General features: G+C 64.4%; 20 protein-coding genes and 2 pseudogenes. 18 read left to right on the forward strand and 4 right to left on the reverse strand.

All coding sequences use genetic code 11. The features are described from left to right. The first annotated feature begins 20 nt into the window (after positions 1-20). The 15 genes and pseudogenes from T428_RS0121285 (at position 21) to T428_RS0121355 (ending at position 13,449) form a co-directional block, all read left to right on the forward strand. Complete coding sequence (locus T428_RS0121285; protein WP_156943056.1) at positions 21-1,196, forward strand: PPE family protein; 1,176 nt, start codon at positions 21-23, stop codon at positions 1,194-1,196. A 7-nt stretch (positions 1,197-1,203) separates the two neighbouring features. Next, positions 1,204-1,500, forward strand: a complete 297-nt coding sequence (locus T428_RS0121290; RefSeq protein ID WP_025738061.1) for a WXG100 family type VII secretion target — start codon at positions 1,204-1,206, stop codon at positions 1,498-1,500. Between the two features lie 72 nt (positions 1,501-1,572). Beyond that, positions 1,573-1,857, forward strand: coding sequence for a WXG100 family type VII secretion target (locus tag T428_RS0121295; protein ID WP_025738060.1), 285 nt, complete (start codon positions 1,573-1,575; stop codon positions 1,855-1,857). A gap of 154 nt (positions 1,858-2,011) precedes the next feature. Continuing rightward, a complete protein-coding gene (locus T428_RS31400) occupies positions 2,012-3,514 on the forward strand; it encodes a PE family protein (RefSeq protein ID WP_025738063.1) in 1,503 nt (500 codons plus the stop codon). Between the two features lie 98 nt (positions 3,515-3,612). Continuing rightward, positions 3,613-4,069: pseudogene (locus tag T428_RS30040) on the forward strand (cupin domain-containing protein). A 193-nt stretch (positions 4,070-4,262) separates the two neighbouring features. Continuing rightward, positions 4,263-4,874: a GntR family transcriptional regulator gene (locus T428_RS31405; RefSeq protein WP_169733688.1), complete on the forward strand. Its 612-nt coding sequence runs from the start codon at positions 4,263-4,265 to the stop codon at positions 4,872-4,874. 269 nt (positions 4,875-5,143) lie between these two features. Beyond that, entirely contained in the window at positions 5,144-5,464 is a 321-nt protein-coding gene (locus T428_RS32355) for a WhiB family transcriptional regulator (RefSeq protein ID WP_084298828.1), read from the forward strand. Positions 5,465-5,785: 321 nt separating this feature from the next. Then, complete coding sequence (locus T428_RS0121315; RefSeq protein ID WP_025738065.1) at positions 5,786-6,730, forward strand: hypothetical protein; 945 nt, start codon at positions 5,786-5,788, stop codon at positions 6,728-6,730. A 129-nt stretch (positions 6,731-6,859) separates the two neighbouring features. Beyond that, on the forward strand, positions 6,860-7,966 hold the full coding sequence (locus tag T428_RS30050) for an Nramp family divalent metal transporter (RefSeq protein ID WP_245605022.1): 1,107 nt from the start codon (positions 6,860-6,862) through the stop codon (positions 7,964-7,966). 221 nt (positions 7,967-8,187) lie between these two features. Then, a pseudogene (locus T428_RS34995) lies at positions 8,188-8,742 on the forward strand (serine/threonine-protein kinase); the annotation flags it as partial. A gap of 475 nt (positions 8,743-9,217) precedes the next feature. After that, positions 9,218-9,517 (forward strand): TPM domain-containing protein, encoded by a 300-nt coding sequence (locus tag T428_RS35000; RefSeq protein ID WP_025738066.1) that lies wholly within the window; start codon positions 9,218-9,220, stop codon positions 9,515-9,517. A gap of 340 nt (positions 9,518-9,857) precedes the next feature. Next, positions 9,858-11,033: a DUF1254 domain-containing protein gene (locus tag T428_RS30060; RefSeq protein WP_211243991.1), complete on the forward strand. Its 1,176-nt coding sequence runs from the start codon at positions 9,858-9,860 to the stop codon at positions 11,031-11,033. A 464-nt stretch (positions 11,034-11,497) separates the two neighbouring features. Beyond that, positions 11,498-11,785 (forward strand): PE family protein, encoded by a 288-nt coding sequence (locus tag T428_RS32360; protein WP_084298830.1) that lies wholly within the window; start codon positions 11,498-11,500, stop codon positions 11,783-11,785. Between the two features lie 442 nt (positions 11,786-12,227). Further along, positions 12,228-12,422 (forward strand): hypothetical protein, encoded by a 195-nt coding sequence (locus T428_RS0121350; RefSeq protein ID WP_025738067.1) that lies wholly within the window; start codon positions 12,228-12,230, stop codon positions 12,420-12,422. Between the two features lie 538 nt (positions 12,423-12,960). Next, entirely contained in the window at positions 12,961-13,449 is a 489-nt protein-coding gene (locus T428_RS0121355; RefSeq protein WP_245605023.1) for an XRE family transcriptional regulator, read from the forward strand. 154 nt (positions 13,450-13,603) lie between these two features. Here T428_RS0121355 and T428_RS0121360 read toward each other — a convergent pair whose 3' ends face one another. The 4 genes from T428_RS0121360 to T428_RS0121375 form a co-directional block, all read right to left on the reverse strand. Continuing rightward, positions 13,604-13,948 (reverse strand): transglycosylase family protein, encoded by a 345-nt coding sequence (locus tag T428_RS0121360; protein ID WP_245605031.1) that lies wholly within the window; start codon positions 13,946-13,948, stop codon positions 13,604-13,606. Positions 13,949-14,037: 89 nt separating this feature from the next. Further along, positions 14,038-14,640 carry a hypothetical protein gene (locus tag T428_RS32965; protein ID WP_169733689.1) on the reverse strand — a complete coding sequence of 201 codons (603 nt, stop codon included), beginning with the start codon at positions 14,638-14,640 and terminating at the stop codon, positions 14,038-14,040. A 213-nt stretch (positions 14,641-14,853) separates the two neighbouring features. Continuing rightward, positions 14,854-15,144 (reverse strand): WXG100 family type VII secretion target, encoded by a 291-nt coding sequence (locus tag T428_RS0121370; protein WP_025738071.1) that lies wholly within the window; start codon positions 15,142-15,144, stop codon positions 14,854-14,856. Then, the gene (locus T428_RS0121375) at positions 15,137-15,448 is read right to left on the reverse strand and encodes a WXG100 family type VII secretion target (RefSeq protein ID WP_025738072.1); all 312 of its coding nucleotides are present in this window, start codon (positions 15,446-15,448) and stop codon (positions 15,137-15,139) included. The genes T428_RS0121370 and T428_RS0121375 overlap by 8 nt, the downstream gene beginning before the upstream one ends. Positions 15,449-15,517: 69 nt before the next feature. Here T428_RS0121375 and T428_RS0121380 point away from each other — a divergent pair, with 69 nt between their 5' ends. The 3 genes from T428_RS0121380 to hemC all read left to right on the forward strand — a co-directional run bounded on the left by T428_RS0121380 (position 15,518) and on the right by hemC (position 18,225). Continuing rightward, entirely contained in the window at positions 15,518-15,778 is a 261-nt protein-coding gene (locus T428_RS0121380) for a glutaredoxin family protein (protein WP_036468631.1), read from the forward strand. A 120-nt stretch (positions 15,779-15,898) separates the two neighbouring features. Further along, entirely contained in the window at positions 15,899-17,266 is a 1,368-nt protein-coding gene (locus T428_RS0121385; RefSeq protein ID WP_025738074.1) for a glutamyl-tRNA reductase, read from the forward strand. Between the two features lie 14 nt (positions 17,267-17,280). Then, on the forward strand, positions 17,281-18,225 hold the full coding sequence (gene hemC, locus T428_RS0121390) for a hydroxymethylbilane synthase (RefSeq protein WP_025738075.1): 945 nt from the start codon (positions 17,281-17,283) through the stop codon (positions 18,223-18,225). Positions 18,226-18,247 lie beyond the last annotated feature (22 nt).

The following is an 18,247-nucleotide window of genomic DNA, read 5'->3' on the forward strand; positions in this document are numbered from 1 at the left end:
GTTGGTGAAGGAGTGGTTTGGTGTTGGATTTTGTGGTGTTTGCTCCGGAGGTTAATTCGGGGCGGATGTATGCCGGTGTGGGTTCGGGGCCGTTGCATGCTGCGGCTGCGGGTTGGGATGGTTTGTCCGCGGATTTGGCGGGGGCGGCGGAGTCGTTTGCCTCGGTGATCACCCAGACCACCGAGGGTGGGTCGTGGCGGGGTGTGGGCGCGGCGGCGACGACCGCCAGTGCGGCCCCGTATGTGGGCTGGTTGCACGCCACCGCCGCAGCCGCCGGGGAGGCCGCGGCCGCGGTGCGGACCGCGGCGGCGGCGTTTGAAACCGCGCGCTCGGCCACGGTGCACCCCGAGGCGGTCGCGGCGAACCGGGCCCTGCTGGCCTCGCTGGTGGCGTCGAATGTGTTGGGGCAAAACACCCCAGCGATCGCGGCCACCGAGGCCCAGTACGGGCAGATGTGGGCCCAGGATGTGGCCGCGATGTCGGGCTATCAGGCCGCCGTGCACGCCGTGTCGCAGCGGCTGGCGCCGTTTACCGCACCCCCGGCCAAAGGCAGCGGGGCCACCCCGACTAAGCCGGTGATCAACCCCAACTTCACGCCGACCGGCTCGGGGTTGACCCCCACGGGTGGATTGACCCCGACCGGTGGGCATGGCGGCACCGCCACCGGCGGGGGCGCCGGCCCGGTCACCCCGGGTACCGGTGGTGGCGGTGCCGGCGGGTCGGTGATGTCGATGGCGGCCTCGATGGTCGAAGAGGGCGCCATGACCGGCGCGTCGATGGCGATGATGCCGCTGACCTCCATGATGGGCGGCACCCCCGCCACCGCCCCGACCGACACCGCCGCCGCGGCTGCTGGTTTGGCCGAGGCACCCGCGGCCGCGGCGGGTGCCGGGGTGTCCGGGCCTGTGGCCGCCGGTCTGGGTGGGGCCCGCCCCATCGGCGGACTGTCGGTGCCCCCCTCCTGGGCGGCTCCGCTGGCCGGTGAAACCGCCGGGGTGCCCGCCCTTGCCGGGGTGGGCGCCGCGGGTGTCAACGCGGTGCCCGCCGGTATGAGTGGGGCCGCCCCGATGGGCGGCATGCCGATGATGCCCATGGGCGGTGCCGGAGCACCCCTGGCCGCCGCCGGAGCCGCCGGCATGCCCGGTGCCGGCGGGGCCGGCCGCGGCCCCTGTGTGGGTGCACCGGAAAGGAAGTAGAAGGCAAATGACTTCTCGTTTTATGACCGACCCCGCCGCGATGCGGGCCATGGCGGGCCGTTTTGACACCCACGCCCAAACCATCTCCGATGAGGCCCGCAAAATGTGGGCGTCCTCGCTCAACATCGCCGGCTCCGGCTGGAGCGGCAGCGCCCAGGCCACCTCGCACGACACCCTAAGCCAGGCCAACACGGCGTTCACCAACATCGTGACCATCCTCGGCGACGTGCGTGACAACCTGCTGCGCGACGCCACCCGCTACGAAACCCAGAAACACGCCTCCCAGCAGATCCTGCGCGGCTAACCCCACCCCATTCACTGCGGCCACAGTGTGTTGCCGCACAAACACTTTCACAGAAAGGAACACACGTTCATCATGACGATCAACTACCAATTCGGTGATGTCGCCGCCCACGGCGCCACCATCCGCGCCCAAGCTGCAGCCCTAGAAGCCGAACACCAAGCCATCATCGCCGACGTCCTCGCCGCCGGGGACTTCTGGGGCGGCGCCGGCTCCACCGCCTGCCAAGAATTCATCACCCAACTCGGCCGCAACTTCGCCGTCATCTACCAATCCGCCAACACCCACGGCCACAACATCACCAACGCCGGCGACCACATGGCCACCACCGACGCCACCGTCGGCAGCAACTGGGCCTAACAACCCACAGTGGGGGCCGGCCGGCTGGCGTGGGCCGGCTCCCCGCTGAGCGCCGAAAGGTCCGCACATCTGGGCCTTCGATCGGCATCTCTTTTCGTCTCCCGGTCGTCGGGCTCGTTGTTCGAATACCGTTCTGGAGTAAGGAAGTTTGATTGTGTCTCTGTTAAGTGTTGCTCCGGAGCTGGTGTCGGTTGCCGCCAGCGATCTATCGGGGATCGGCTCAGCGATCAGCGAAGCCAATGCGCTTGCGTCGGGTGCGACATTGGGGGTGGTGGCTCCGGCGGCGGATTCGGTGTCGGCGGAGTTGGCGGCGTTGTTTGGTGGGCATGCGCAGACCTACCAGACGGTCAGTAGCCGAGCCGAGGTGTTCCATCAGGAGTTCGTGTCCACCCTGGCCCGCAGCAGTGCGGCCTACGCGCAGGCCGAGGCCGACAGTGCGGCCGGGTTGGGTAGGGGCCGTGCTGGTGGTGGGTTGCAGGTGTTGGGTGCGCGTCAACACCGGCTCGCCGAGGGCGCGGGTTCGCGCCTGTGGCGCCCGGAGCCGTCGCGTCTGTGGCGCCCGGGCATGGCGGATCCGCGTTTGGTCACCCCGCGGCACAGCCTGCCGGCAGGGGCGCGGTTGTGGCACCCGGGTCTACCCGGCTTTAAGGCCCACAACGGCTTTGCGCCAAGGCTTTTCACCCCGCACAACGAACTCCTCGGTGGTGTGCTGAACGGCTCGCGCGGGATCGTGCAGAACATCGGCCAGCTGATCGAGCAGATCATCAAAAACCAGATCGGCTACCTCAAGCTGATCGGCACCTCGCTGGTCGACTTCGTCAAAGACGAACTCAACGCCATCCTCGGCCTACCCGACGCGTTCGTGCAGTCCGTCAAAGACCTGCTGCACGGCAACATCAAAGACGCCATGAACGACGTCCTCAAAGGCTGCGGCCACTTATTTATTACGAGTCTACAGTCGCACGTTGCAAACGGTGCGTATTGGTATACCTGGCAGGGCGCCCTACCGGCCTTGTGGCATGTGATGCAGATTCCGGCGGATGAGATGCAAAACCTCGCCGACCTGCTTAAGCCGTTGGGTTTGGGGGTAACGGGCAAGCTTGTGCAGAACTTGCTGGCAAATCCGTTGGAGCTTCTGGCTTCCGGGTGGCAGATGCGATTCAACTTTGACTGGTCGTTTGAGATGAATCCGCTGCTGCTCTGGAAGCTTGATCTGTTAGGAGCCCCGATCGTTTCGCTGGAGGCATTTGAAAACGGTGTTCAAGGAGCATTCGATGCACTGACGTCGGGGCATGTCGTAAAGGGTATCGCCGACATTTTGGAGACCCCATTCAACGTGTCGAAGGCTTTGCTGTTCGGACAGGACTACATTGAACTGCCTCCGATCACCAAGCACGACGGAAGCCGACCTAGTTCGAATGACTTCTATGTTCACTTGGGTGGTCTTTTCGCACCCGGCGACTATGTGGTGAACAATTACACGTCCGGCGGCGTCACCCGATGGATACCATATACGAACGGTCCGCAGACGGGCGGTCTTATTCCGGCGCTGGTATCGACGCTGCCACCCAAACTGCAAGACCCTTTCCACGAGTTGCGGCGGATCCTGGACGGCATAGCTGCCAAACTGATGGGTTTTCCGGCGCTCAATTATTGAGCACCGGCCCCGTCGCAACAGCCACGCAGCTAACGACCACGCGATTGACGGCGGCCCGATTTGTGCTGCTGCAGTAACACTTTCAGAAAGGGCTGAGTATGAACACCCAGGATGAGTTCCATCCCGACTTCTCGGCATCGGATCGCACCACTCTGCAGGAAGCGTCTCCACCACATCAAGGCTTCGGAACTCGACGCCGGCACTGCGCAAACACAGGGCATGCAGCGGTTTGCCGCGGTCAGCGGCAAACCGGTCGGAGCATTGAACCTGTGGATGGGCGAGGTGCACGTCGGGGCCCAAACAGCGTCAGGAAATCATCACCACGGAGAATCGGAAACCGCTATCTACATCCGCAGCGGACACCCCGAGTTCGTGTTCCACGACGGCGACCAGGAGGTGCGTATCGCCACGGCCCCCGGCGACTACATCTTCGTCCCACCGTACGTGCCGCATCGGGAAGAAAACCCCGACCTGACCACACCGGCGGAGGTCGTCATCGCCCGCACCACCCAGGAGGCGATCGTCGTCAACCTACCGGCGCTGTACGCGCTCTGACGGAGTTTCTCCAAGCCGTAGCCGAACCGGCGCGCAACAGTCACTGCAGCCTTACCCGTCCACGGACCTATATCATCATCAGAAAGGCATATGATCAGCTGATCTGCTTGGGGTGAGTGGAGGGTGAATGCTGTCGCTGCAGAGCGTATCGAGCGCGTCCCGGCAAACGGGGGTAGACCTGGCGCGTGACACGGTGCGCAACATGATCCTGCGCGGCGAGCTCACCGCGGGGCAACGGCTTACGCTTACCGACATCGCCGACCGGATCGGCACCAGCGTCACACCGGTGCGTGAGGCGTTACGAGACCTCGCCGCGACCGGCTTGGTCGACATCGATGCCCACAAGGGTGCCCGTGTGCACGCCCCGACCACAGCCGAACTCACCGAAATCTATATGCTGCGCGAAATGCTCGAAGTGCGGGCGATGGCCGAAGTCGCCGCCATGGAAGAAGAAGACCGCGTGGTGGCTGCCATCATGGCGGGGAAAGTGGCCACCCAGATGGACGACGAGCAGGACGTGGCCAACTGGGCGGCGCTGAACGTAAATTTCCACGACCACCTCACCGACCCACTGCGCGAGTCCTGGCCTCTGCTGTATTGCCTGGTCGAATCGCTGCGTAACAGGTCGATGTTGCCTGTCGCCACCGCGGTTCGGGCCAAACCCGCACTTAGGCAACAGGTCAATCGCGATCATCGCAAACTCGTCGCCGCCATTCGCAACGGTGACACCGAGGGCGCCGAGCGCGTCACCACCGAACATCTGGGCCGGACCCTCAAAGTCTTGCTGAAGTCCTATTCCGGTTAGTCCCGCGACTGCCGCGAGCCGGCAGTGCACCACACGACTCCACCTGCGGATCACTTGCTGGCACGACCTTGCTCAGTTGTACCCAAGATCACGATCGTATATGATCCTGTCAGTAGAATACGATAAGCACTCGCACACCTCGGTTGCGCTGCTGAAGGGTTGTCGTTGCCAAGGCGCTCCACAACTTTAGTGTCATCCCGTGGTATCGATTCAGTCGGCCATCTGAAGGCACGCGGCGATGATCGTTGGCAGCAAGGAAAGCAGTGACAATGGCAGGACAGACGCGAACGCTGCCAGTCAGAAACTGCTCAGCGACTCCGCCCAGCACCGGTGTGGAACACCAGACCTGGGAAGCAGAAGCTTTGTGTCGCAACAGCCATCCCGACGCGCTGTTTGTTGGGCAGGCGCAGCAGCAGCGCGCGGCGAGAATCTGCTACGGCTGCCCGGTGCTGCGTCAATGCGCGGCTCATGCGTTAAACAACAAAGTGGAGTACGGAGTATGGGGCGTCATGACCGAGCGTGGGCGCAAAGCCTTACTCAAGCAGCACCCTGACGTGGCCTCCTGGGCAGATCTGCTATGCAGCCGCTAAATGCCTTGACACGCTGAGCAATTAGCGAACCCACGCCGCAGGCGGCGTGCGATACCGGCCGTCAGCGCACGGCGACCCATCCCGAAAGGAAAGTACTTGGACGACAGCGACATACTGCCTGGTGACATAGCGACGCTTGCGTGCGCTGCGGTCACCGGATATCGGCCATTCGACCGATGTAGTGCGTGCCGCTCTCTCGGCATCCTTGCAGGGCGTCGAGCGACCGCGCAGCGCACAGTCAGGGTCGCTCGAAGCGCTACGTTGTGGAGTTCTCGCTCCCCACTGTGACGCCGAACCGAACCAAATTGTGCGAGAAGAGCTATGAGACGTGCAGGCCCGCTGTTAGTGGTCGTGGCCGTGACAGCGGTGATGCTGGCGGTGGTGGGTTGCGACACCGCCGGCGTGCACGCGAAGGAGACCAACAACGCGGCCTACACTGCGTCGCGTCGCGAGCTGCCACAAGCGAACTCGGTCCAGCTGCTGTTCGACGGCACCACAGTGTCCCGCGCGCCGCAGACCGAGCCGAGTCCCAGTCTCGTCGGACTGCAGGCGCGCCTCAAGCGAGCCACTGACGACGCCGCGGCCAATTGCGCTGCGCTGTCGGCCGCCGTACTCGATCGCAACACGCACCAGCTGGTCGTGCATGGCAACCCGCGAATTGCCGGCACCGCGTCGGTGGCCAAGCTGTTTATCGCCGACGACCTGCTGATGCAGCAATCCCAAAGTCACACAATGCCTTCCGATGACGACCAACGTATGTTGAGCCGAATGCTGCAGTCCTCGGACGACCAAGCCGCCGAAAAGTTTTGGAATCAGCGCGGCGGCAGCGACATCATCACGCGGGTCGCCACCCGATACCGATTGACATCGACCGGCCCGCCCCGAGACGGACGATGGTGGAACACCACCAGCACGGTCACGGACCTCATCCGCTACTACGAGATGCTGCTGGAGGGATCGGGCGAACTGCCGGCGCAGCAAGCCGCCGTCATCATCGACAATTTGGCCAAATCCACCCCGCGAGGCGATGACGGCTATCCGCAGCGGTTCGGGATTCCTGACGGGTTGCCCGCCGAACCGGTCGCCGTCAAGCAAGGCTGGATGTGTTGTCTCGCCGGGGCGTGGGTGCATCTGTCGACGGGAGTGATCGGCGAGGACCACCGCTACATCATGGTGGTCGAGTCGCTTCAGGCCGCCGACGACGCGACGGCACGAGCAACGATCACCCAGGCCGTGCGGACCATGTTCCCCGACGGCCGGATTTGACCCGCCTCGAGATCGGGAGAGGCAGCTAATGGCGGGAATTCGGGTGCGCCGGTGACGGTAACGGACCGACAGGGCGGTATCGCGCTCGCCGAGATCCGACGCCGCGGGCGCGCCCGCACCGCGCTCGCATTGACCGGCCCGGCCTTCGTCGCGTCGGTGGCCTACGCGGACCCGGGAAACTTTGCCACCAACTTCGCCGCCGGCGGCAGTTACGGCTACCAGCTGGTGTGGGTGGTCGTGATGGCCAACATCATGGCAATTCTCGTCCAGTATCTGGCCGCCAAAGTGGGCCTATCAACCGGGCGAAATCTGGCCGAATTGTGCCGTCACCAGTACACCCGACGCGTCAACGTCATGCTGTGGCTCCAAGCCGAGATCGTCGCCATGGCAACCGACCTGTCGGAGTTCGTCGGCGCAGCAGTGGGATTGAACCTGGTTTTCGGCTTGCCCCTGCTGGCCGCGGGGATCGTGACCGCGGGCGCGGCATTTGGGCTTCTGTCTTTGCAACAGCGTGGATACCGGCGCTTCGAACTCGCCATCATCGCCATGGTGGCCCTTGTGAGGATCGGCGTCATCTACATGTTCGTGATTGTCGGCCATCAGCAGTACGGGCAACTAAGCGCCGGTCTCTTTCCCCGGCTGACCGACAGCGAAAGCGTAAGCCTGGCAGTCAGTATCGTCGGCGCCACCGTCATGCCGCACGCGGTCTACCGACACTCGACTCTTCACATCGACCGGGTGCGTGCCGTGACCATCGAGGACCGCCGCACCCTGCTGCGCTTCAGCACCTGGGACTGCATCGTCGGCCTGGGCTTGGCAGGATTGGTCAACCTCGCGATGCTCTGCATCGCAGCGGCACTTTTTCACCGGCCCGGACTGACCGACATTACCGAGCTGGGCTCGGTGCACCGCCATCTCGCCTCCCACCTCGGACAGGGCGTAGCGTTCGCGTTTGCCGTCGCGCTGCTGATCTCTGGGCTGTCGTCGTCAAGCGTCGGCACCTACGCCGGTCAGGTCGTGATGGCCGGGTTCATGAACTGGCGGATTCCCCTCATGGTGCGGCGGGCCCTGACGGTGCTCCCGTCACTGATCGTCCTGGCTCTGGCCACAGACACGACGCAGGCCCTGGTACTATCGCAGGTGGTGTTGTCGTTCGGCATCCCGTTCGCGCTGGTGCCGCTGGTGCTGTTGAGTCATCGATCGGAGGTGATGGCCGAAATGGTCAACCGAAAATAACGACGGTCGCGGCATGCGCGATCACCCTGATCACACGTGCTTCAACGGGTACTTGCTGTGCACCACGTTCGCCGGATGGATGTCGTGAGGTGCTACCACGATAATATATGATCGGCATAGACATATATAGAGATACGAGAAGGTATGGGCGCTGCCGATGCTTGGTGCCGGGGGACCTGTTCGCTGGCTACACAATTCAGTGCAAGGTAGGTCACGGCCGCATGGGAGAGGTCTATCTGGCCGAGCATCCACACCTGCCGCGCTCTGACGCGCTGAAGGTATTGCCGCCTCAGCTCACGAGCGATGACGAATTCCGCCTGCGGTTCCTCCGCGAAGCGGACTCGGCCGCAGCTTTGCGGCATGGCCACATCGTCCCGGTCTACGACCGTGGCGAGTCGAACGGCCACTTGTGGATCTCGACGCAATACGTGAAGGGCACCGACGCCGCGACGCTATTGCGCACCCAGTACCCGAGCGGCATCCCGAAAGCCGTTGTCTGGGAGATCATTTTCGCGGTCGCCGATGCGTTGGATTATGGCCACGCTCGCGGCGTGCTGCACGGTGACGTCAAGCCGGCCAACATCCTTTTGAGCGACGGCACCAACCCCCGGCGAATCATGCTGGCCGACTTCGGGATTTCGTGGGCACTCGGCGGCGGCGATGGCCTGACCGAGGCCGACACGTTTGTGGGAACCGTGGACTACTGTGCACCCGAACAACTGCAAGGCGCCAGTCTCGACGGCACGGCAGACCAATACGCGCTGGGCTGTACCGCGTTCCACCTGCTCACCGGGTCGTCGCCGTACCAGGCACCCAGCACTGCCGTGGTCATCGCCGCGCACCTGTCGGCACCGCCGCCACTGATCAGCGAGCGTCGTGCCGACCTAGTATCTCTCGACGGTGTCTTCACCAAAGTCCTGGCCAAGGAGCCCAGCGAGCGTTATGCGACGTGCGGGGACTTCGCCGCTGCTCTGATCAGCCTGCTCGACGGCGAGGGCGACGACACTGGAGATTTCCACGACGGGACGACTCAGCCCTGCGGGTCGGCTGCCGCCACAGACAATTCGAAGAAGCCGCGCAACCGCCGGGCCGGGCTGCTGTCCGTCATCGCGTCCATCGTCGGGGTTGCACTGGTCGCTGTCGCCGCCTTCTTGTTTAGCAAGCCTGGACACGATTCCGGACCGCCGACTTCTGAGAATCGCAATCCATCCCCCGGTTCAGCTGTCGCGATACGTCACCGACGGGTCGGGGGTGTTGACCCAATTCGAGGCCGGCATTCTGCAACAGACCTCCGACAAGCTTTACACCGACCGTGGTGCCCGCCTGTGGATGGTGTACGTCGACAGTTTCGAAGGCCTTCAACCCCTGAAGTGGGTGGAGAACACCGCCCGCGCCAACGGCGTCGCCGGGTCGGACGTCGTTCTGGCCATCGCGACCGCTGACCGGCCTTATTGCCTGACAGCCCCGGCGTTCACCGCCAGCGGAAAGGGCGCCGCCGTCGAGATGGTTCGTCAAGACCTGCTCGCCCCGGCGGTGGCTAACGGGGAGTGAGTACGCGCCGCGATGGACACCGCAAACGGGCTAAGCCTCATACCGAAGTAGTTCGAGGCAACATCGGCCCGCGTTGCAGGCAGTGTCCCCCGGTGGCGCGCCGAACCCGAAAGGGCCCATGAGCACGACGATTCCCGGCCCGGTTGTCGGCACGCGAATATCTGCCGAATATGCCGGGCAAATCGCTCGGTTCGCCTACTTCTGGGCATGGCCGATGGTCAACATGCACAACCGCCTCATGAGCGCGAAGGCGATTCCCGCCCCAGGCTTGGCCGGGGGCTTCCTGCCCGTCACGCCGCCGAACCGGCTATGCATGCTGCGCGATTACATCGACCCAAGTATGCGGGCGATCGCCTGCCCCAACCAAGACTTGGTCTACGGGCAGGGCTTCCTGGACCTCGAGATCGAACCCGTCGTCATCCAGATACCCGACTTCGGCGACCGGTTCTGGGTCTATCAGGCCGTCGACCAACGCACCGACAGCTTCGCCGAACTCGGCGCCATGTACGCGACCCAACCCGGCTTCTACCTTCTAGCACATACCGATTGGGATGGCCCGGTCCCCGACGGGATTACCGAAGTCTTTCGCTGCCCCACACGCATCGGGGCGACCCGTCCGCGGCTGTTCATGGACGACACGGTCGTGGACTGGGTGGCTATCCAGCCGATCATCAACCAAATCAACGGCTACCCGTTGTCTGAATACGATGGGCACACCAAATCCGTTGACTGGTCCCGCATCCCGATCTACCCCGTCGGCCCCGACCATGCCCGCGACAGCGAAACGTCCTGGGTAGACCCGGAAACCTTCTTCTCCACATTGCCCGCAGTACTTGACGAAGTGCCGCCACTCGCCGGGGAACACAGCCTCTACCACCAAATCCGCGCGATGCTGGATGCCGCTCGCTGTGACCCCGACATCGACGATGCGGTGACTGCGGCCGCCCACCACAGCGACCGACAACTCGTCGCGCCACTGTTTGAATTCAGCAATTACGGCCTGGCGCTGCCGCATCACTGGACACAGGTGACCAACGGTGCGCAGTTCGGCACCGACTACTTCACTCGCACCGCCGTGGCCAAATCGAGCATGTTCGTCAATCGGAGCGGTGAGACCGCCTACTTCTACCAAGACTTCGATTCCGACGCGGCGCGATTGACGGGGGGCGAACCGCTATTCACTCACCTTTCTCCCGAATCAACTTCCACCTGCGCAAGGCTTTTGGTCGCTGACCGTGTACAACGAGCACCACTTCTTCCACCCCAACGAACAGGGCCGCTACTCACTGGGCACGAAGACCCGAAACCTGCGGCAAAACGACGACGGCTCGCTGACCCTGTACATCGGCGCCCAACCGCCCCGATGCGGCGACATCCCCAACTGGCTGCCCGCACCGGACAACGAGTTCTCACTCCTGCTGCGCGCCTACTGGCCGACCGCCGAGATCCTCGACGGGCGCTGGACGCCTCCCGCCGTCAAGAATCGCTACGCGACATAGCGCACAAGATGCGCTGAAGTGGGCGTCGCATAACAGCTCTCGTCGCGTGCGGTTCCGCCGCCACTAGCGATTGCATCGCGGATAGGTGCATACCGTAGCGTCGGCTGCGCACACCACACGTGCGCTGAAGGCTCAGCGTCGCCGCGTGGACGACGAGGGAAGCGCTTGACTCGGCGACACCGCCCTGTGATCGGCACAGGTTGAACCCCGTGCGGCCCATTGCGTAAGACAACCCAACTGGCCGGCATTCAGAGTTTCCTCTGATGATCTTGCCTCCACGCTGCGCCACGATGTATGGGGTCAAGGGGCGGGAGCAACTCGCACGCCGGCTACCCAGCGCAACTATCAGCTGCATCCACGCTGCGGCTGGCATGGCGAACCGAATCTGCCCGCCGATGACGTCCTCTCGTAGGTGTCGGCGGACTTGCTTTGTCTATCGGTGCTGATGTGGACATCTGAATAGGACAGGAGAGTAAGTGTTGTGTCGTTGGTAAGTGTGGCGCCCGAGCAACTCGCGGCCGCCGCAGGCGATGTCGCCGCCATAGGATCCTCGATCGAGGAAGCTTCCGCTACCGCGGCCGCGCCGACAACGGGTGTGGCTCCCCCCGCGTCTGACTCGGTGTCGGCCCAACTGGCTGAACTCTTTGGCGGACACGCTGTTTCGTACCAGAAAGTCAGCCTTCAAGCCACGACATTTCACCAGGAATTCGTCCGTACCCTCACCAACTCCGGTGCTTCTTACGCCGAGACGGAAGTAGCCGCCGAATAAGGGCTCAAGCCAACAACGCCAAACCCAACGTATCCGTTCAGGCCATTGCACCCATCGTTCCAGCCGACGCCGTCGGGTGAAGGGTGGCCGGATTTGAAGCCGGCGTACCCCTTTAAGTTCCGTCCGAGTTATCACCCGACACCGTCGGGTTCCTGGGAGCCGGGTCTGCAGCCTGCGTATCCGTTTAGGCCGCTGCACCCGTCGTTCCAGCCGACGCCCTCGGGGACCGGGTGGCCGGGTTTGAAGCCTGCATATCCGTTTAGACCGTTGGAGCCTGCGTGGCAGCCGACGCCGTCGGGTGAGGGGTGGCCGGGTTTGAGGCCGGCATATCCGTTCCACTTCCGGCCGGGTTATCACCCCACCCCATCGGGCTCGTGGGAGCCGACACTGAAGCCGGCCTACCCATTCCGGCCGCTACAGCCTGCCTTCCCACTAACACCCGGTGGTGTGTGGCCAGCGGACATTCCGCCTCCGCCGCCAATTCCCGATCGTCCATGAGATCGTCGAGGCCGTAATCAAGACCGCCGAAGCGATCATCATAGTGCCGGTCAAGGTAATCGAGGCAGTCTTCGCGGGTGCGGAATGGGTAATCGATGAACTGATTGCGGCCCTGCAGCAAATACTGCACCACCTCTGACCGACCAGAGCGGCCCGGACATCCCCAGCGGACCCGTCCGGGCCGCTCTGCGTTAACGAGTGCAGCCAGGCTGCCCCGGGCCAACTTCCAGTAATATGTTGTAGTGCACAGCATTCCGCCTTCAGACAGTTGTCACACGGCGCAGTGCGGATCACCCGGCAGCTGCCATCGCAGCGCTAGGCCGTTCGCGTGCCTTTTGTCGTGTCTAGGGTTGGCTGGGATTTCGCGGAGGCTGGGTAGCGCCCGTAGGTCTGATGCTGAGGTCGCCGGCCGGTCACCATATTCGATGTCCGTGCACCAGCCGCCACCATGGCGTCCGATAGGGATCCGGACTGGCTCCCAGGCAAATTCGTAGAGCAGCTACGGGCACAAGAGGCGACACTCCCTGGTGTAACGCCATATATAATCAGGTATCACAAATATGATCGCTCGCCGCGGCGGAGGGTGTAGTTCTGCCGGGCCAACAGCTATAGGAAGCCGAGGACACACGGTGGGGAAAGAAAACCCGGACGAAGGTGAAGCGTCGATCATCTCCGGCATGGCCGAAGCCGCGATGCACATGTACCTAACGGCGATCGAAGCTTTGCCGGACGATAACAACGGCGAGTTCCGGCCGCGGGTTGAGGTCATCCGCGTAAGCCTACGAAAGTTACGAAAGACGTTGTCCGAAGCGGCAACCCGCCGCCGGCTTACTCCTCGGGTGATGCTTGCGCTGAGCGAGGCGCGTCGGTGCTACGACGAACTGATGGAGCGGGCCGCGTCCGCTCCGGCCGCCACGCTTGGCCAGCAACTCTACGTCGCCCGCCTGCATGCCAAACTGACCGCACAAGAGACCGCCAATGGGGCCGGATTGAACGTGGACTTGCTCAACGATTTGGAAGCCGGTGAGATCCCGACCGAGGACGAGGCCGTCAAGGTCAAGAGTCTGATCGAGGCTCTGGGCAATCACGGCGGATTCCTCAGCAACGGTCATGGAAGTGGGCGGGACGGGTTGGCCGCACAGGCCGTCGAAGAGTCGACGGCCTAAGGGCGATTCCAGCGCGCCGGCAATCGTGCGCCTAGCGGCTGCCCAACGCCCCAGCCGCTAGGCGTGCCGATCGATATTTCTAAACATGTTGATTTCCAATGGCATTCATACGGGTGCGGCGAGGTGTCGCGTCCCGGTCCGGCCGACCCGAGCGTCAGCCTTTCACCTCGAGTCCATGGCAGCCGCCGCTCTCGTCGGTCAGGAACGTCAGCACATGTTTCAGTGAGCTCACCGGCGACGCGCCGCGGCTATACGAGCTGCATTTGGGCCATGCGCCGGGGCCTTGCGTCTCCATGATCCGGTCGGCCACTTCGATCTGTTGCTGCGGGCTTGCTGCCGCCGGCGAGCCGACACCCCCGTTGGCGTTCCATGTCGCCTGGCTGATTTGCAAGCCGCCGTACAACCCGTTTCCAGTATCGGCCACCCAGTTTTCACCTGACTCGCATTGCGCAATCGCTTGCCAGTCAACGTCTTCCGCTTTTGACTGCCCGACCGACATCGCAATCGCCAGACTGAACAGCGCGGACACGATGAGCGCCTCGGCCGTGATCGCAGATATCAGCCGTCGCGCGCCTATCGCCGCAGTCCTCATATCAGGTTGACCCTGCTCGCCAGCCACTGACCGCTCACCTTTGTCATCACCATCCTGATGCGGCTCCGCTCAATTGTTAGTTCCGGATTCTTGCGGGTACTGACCGACTGATCGATGAACATCAGCACCACCACCCGGGTGGGGGTAACACCCTTGACCGCAGCCTCGACGATCTCGCCCCGCGCCACTACATTGTTGTTCGCCAGCAGCGTCCCCAACTTGCCGTTGGCCTTGCTGAACTTTTCATGAAATTCGCCGGTAGAGCCATTGAGGATCTCGTCCGACTTCCCGACGAGCTTGTCGGCGTTGATGTTGGTCAGCAGGCTGACGTAGCGCTGTGCGGCCTGCAATGCCTCTGTGGCAGCGACACTTCGGCGATGCTCCGCATAAAGCGATCCCGCACTCAAGCCAGCCGCAATTGACAACACAAGCACCCCCACCACCGCGGCCACCGCAATCCAGCCAGGTTTGCGACGTGACCGACTGGCTGCAGGCATAACACGCGCCGAATCCGTTATGTCACGGGCAGTTTCGCCGCCCGGCTCGTCGACCTCGGCACCGCCAGGTCCCTCCTTGGCATCCGCGCCAGAGCGATCCATCGGGTTCATGTGCCCGGGAACCGGGTCGGCGGATGGCTGATCACTTCCAGCACGAGAACCTACTTCCAGCATCACAATGCAAGTCAGATATACAAACGTATCACACGTATGTGATCGTATATTGTTACAGTGAGGACCAGAACGGGTGGGTGACGAAGTCTCCGCGGCGAGCGCTACCGCCACCCTTGGCCGCCAACGTGATCCACCGTCAGTTCACGACCACATCGCCAGATTCTTGGCCATGGCGCTGGTGTAGTTGCCGTGGGCCGTCGCGCCCGCCGCGTGCAACTGGGCCAGCGCGGCGCGCATCATCGCCTCGCCCCGGGCCCAGTGTTGGTGGGCCTGCGCGTGGGCGGTCGCGCCCTCGCCCGTCCACGTCACGTGCAAATTGCTTACCAGCGAGTCGATTTCGGTGAGCATGCTTTCGGGATAGCGGCCGAACTCGGCCATCCGCTGCACGGACTCCGCCAACGCCTGCGGGTCGACCCGAAACGCCTCAGCCACGGTGCAACCCCCGGACCAGCTGCGTGGAAACGGTCTCGTTGTGCTGGTAGGCCTGACCGGCCTGGGCCACCGCGCTGGCCAAAACCGACAATCCCGTCTGGACCTCGACGGCCCCGCGCTGCCACAGCTCCCATGCGGCGGCGTAGGCGCTTCCCGACCCGCCCTGCCAGCCGCCCAGCATTTGGCCGACCTGACCGTCCAGCTCGGCCAGCCGGCTGCGCAGGTTCTCGGCGGCACCCAGCAGGGACTTGGCAAAACCGTCCATCATCTGCGGATCGACGCGCAGCTCGCTGCCTGCAGCCATAGCCGCAACCTAATGAGTGCCGGGGCCGCCCACAATTCACCCGTGAGTGCGCACAGGCACACTGGTGCCATGACCGATCGCCCGAAGATCGAGCTGCTGACCCGCGCCGGGTGCACCATTTGTAAAAAGGCCTACGCCCGGCTGGCCGAACTGGCCGGGGAGCTGGATTTCGACCTGACGGCCACCGACGTCGACGCCGCCGCGGCGGCCGGCAACCCCGGGCTGCGGGCTGAGTTCGGCGACCGGCTGCCCGTGATTTTGCTGGATGGCCGCGAGCACAGTTACTGGGAGATCGACGAGCCGCGGCTGCGGGCCGACCTCGCTCGATAACGCCGTGACCACCGGCCCGGGGGAGTGGACTCATTATTTGGTAGCCCACCGAATAAACGTTTACCGTAGACAGCAGTTCAGTTACTGGAGTAGCGAGGGAGCTGGCCAGGTGATGCTGCCGTGAGCATCTTGCTCTTCGGGGTTTCGCACCGTAGTGCGCCGGTCTCCGTTCTGGAACAACTCAGCCTCGACGAAGCCGACCGCAACAAGATCGTCGACCGGGTGTTGCAGTCGCCGCTGGTCACCGAGGCCATGGTGCTCTCGACCTGCAACCGGGTCGAGGTCTACGCGGTGGTCGACGCGTTCCACGGCGGTTTGGCCGTCATCGGGCAGGTGCTGTCGGAACACTCCGGAATGACGATGGGCGACCTCACCAAGTACGCCTACGTGCGCTACAGCGAGGCCGCCGTCGAGCACCTTTTCGCCGTCGCGAGCGGCCTGGACTCGGCGGTCGTCGGTGAACAGCAGGTGCTCGGGCAGGTGCGCCGGGCCTACGCCGCCGCCGAGGCGAATCGCACGGTCGGGCGGGTGCTGCACGAGCTGGCCCAACGCGCGCTGTCGGTCGGCAAGCGGGTGCACTCCGAAACGGCCATCGACGCCACCGGCGCCTCGGTGGTCTCGGTCGCGCTGGGCCTGGCCGGGCGCAAGGTGGACGGACTGTCGGGCAAGACCGCCGTCGTCGTCGGCGCCGGCGCGATGGGCGCGCTGTCGGCGGCCCACCTGATCCGGGCCGGTATCGCCCGCATCGTGGTGCTCAACCGGTCGCTGGCTCGGGGGCAACGCCTGGTCCGCAAGATCCGCGACTCGGGCGTGCGCGCCCAGGCGCTGACGCTGGAGCGGCTCCCCGACGCACTGGCCGACGTCGACGTGGTGGTCAGCTGCACCGGCGCGGTGAGCCCCGTGGTGTCGCTGGCCGATGTCCACCACGCCCTGGCCGCCGCGCAGCGCGACGAAGCGGGCAACCCGCTGCTTATCTGCGACCTGGGCATGCCGCGCGACGTCGACCCCGCGGTGGCCGGACTTCCCGGCGTCTGGGTCGTCGACGTGGACCGCGTCCAGCACGAACCCTCGGCTCACGCCGCCGCCGGCGACGTCGACGCCGCGCGCCACATCGTGGCCGCCGAGGTCGCCGCCTACCTGGCCGGACAGCGGATGGCCGAGGTGACCCCGACCGTGACGGCGTTGCGCCAGCGCGCCGCCGACGTCGTCGAAGCCGAGTTGCTGCGGCTGGAAAACCGGCTCCCCGGGCTCGAGAGCGCCCAGCGCGAAGAGGTGGCTCGCACGGTCCGGCGGGTGGTGGACAAGCTGCTGCACGCGCCCACGGTGCGGATCAAGCAACTCGCCAGCGCCCCTGGCGGCGACAGCTACGCCGAAGCCCTGCGCGAGCTTTTCGAACTCGACCAGACCGCCGTCGATGCCGTGGCTGCAGGTGAATTACCGGTGGTGCCAACGGGATTCGACGCCGGCACGCAGCAATCCGCCGAGTAACCCGATTGGCGCACGTGATCCGTATCGGCACGCGGGGCAGTCTGCTGGCCACCACCCAGGCCTCCGTCGTCAGGGACGCTCTCATCGCCAACGGTCACCCCGCGGAGTTGGTGATCGTCAGCACCGCGGGCGACCGGTCGGCGGCGCCCATCGAAACGTTGGGTGTCGGCGCCTTCACCACCGCGCTGCGTGAGGCCATCCAGGACGGCCGGGTCGACGCCGCCGTGCACTCGCACAAGGATTTGCCAACCGCCGACGACCCGAGGTTCAACATCGCCGCCATCCCGGCACGCAATGACACGCGCGACGCGCTGGTGGCGCGCGACGGGTTGGTGCTCGGCGAGTTGCCGGCAGGTTCGCTGGTCGGCACGTCATCCCCGCGGCGGGCCGCACAGCTTAGAGCATTGGGTCTCGGTTTGGAAATCCGCCCCCTACGAGGCAACCTAGATACCAGGTTGAACAGGGTAAGTAGTGGTGATCTAGACGCCATCGTGGTGGCCCGGGCCGGATTGGCTCGCCTGGGCCGTCTCGCTGATGTCACCGAGACGCTAGAGCCGGTGCAAATGTTGCCAGCACCGGCTCAGGGCGCGCTCGCCGTCGAATGCCGCGCCGAGGACAGCCGGCTGGCGGCGGTGCTGGCGGAGTTGGACGACTCTGACACGCGCGCGGCGGTCACTGCCGAGCGAGCCCTGTTGGCCGAACTGGAGGCGGGTTGCTCCGCACCGGTGGGAGCGATCGCCGAGGTGGTCGAGTCCATTGATGAGGACGGCCGGGTCTTCGACGAGCTGTCGCTGCGCGGTTGCGTGGCGGCGCTCGATGGGTCCGACGTGATTTGCGCGTCCGGCATCGGCGCTCCCCAGCGGGCCCGAGAACTGGGGCTCTCGGTGGCCGCGGAGCTGCTGGAGTTGGGTGCGGAAGAGCTGATCGGGCAAGCGCGGCGAGACCCCGCGCACGAGTAACTAAATGACCTCAAAAAGGGAT

Origin of the sequence: Mycobacterium genavense ATCC 51234, assembly GCF_000526915.1 — a bacterium.
GTDB lineage: Bacteria > Actinomycetota > Actinomycetes > Mycobacteriales > Mycobacteriaceae > Mycobacterium > Mycobacterium genavense.

Bases quoted from the DNA above. Each gene is read 5' to 3' on its own strand.
- T428_RS0121290 (WP_025738061.1), top strand. From the start codon at position 1,204: ATGACTTCTCGTTTTATGACCGACCCCGCCGCGATGCGGGCCATGGCG.
- T428_RS0121295 (WP_025738060.1), top strand. From the start codon at position 1,573: ATGACGATCAACTACCAATTCGGTGATGTCGCCGCCCACGGCGCCACC.
- T428_RS32355 (WP_084298828.1), top strand. From the start codon at position 5,144: ATGGCAGGACAGACGCGAACGCTGCCAGTCAGAAACTGCTCAGCGACT.
- T428_RS0121315 (WP_025738065.1), top strand. From the start codon at position 5,786: ATGAGACGTGCAGGCCCGCTGTTAGTGGTCGTGGCCGTGACAGCGGTG.
- T428_RS30060 (WP_211243991.1), top strand. From the start codon at position 9,858: ATGCGGGCGATCGCCTGCCCCAACCAAGACTTGGTCTACGGGCAGGGC.
- T428_RS0121355 (WP_245605023.1), top strand. From the start codon at position 12,961: ATGGCCGAAGCCGCGATGCACATGTACCTAACGGCGATCGAAGCTTTG.
- T428_RS0121360 (WP_245605031.1), bottom strand. From the start codon at position 13,948: ATGTCGGTCGGGCAGTCAAAAGCGGAAGACGTTGACTGGCAAGCGATT.
- T428_RS32965 (WP_169733689.1), bottom strand. From the start codon at position 14,640: ATGGATCGCTCTGGCGCGGATGCCAAGGAGGGACCTGGCGGTGCCGAG.
- T428_RS0121375 (WP_025738072.1), bottom strand. From the start codon at position 15,448: ATGGCTGCAGGCAGCGAGCTGCGCGTCGATCCGCAGATGATGGACGGT.
- T428_RS0121380 (WP_036468631.1), top strand. From the start codon at position 15,518: ATGACCGATCGCCCGAAGATCGAGCTGCTGACCCGCGCCGGGTGCACC.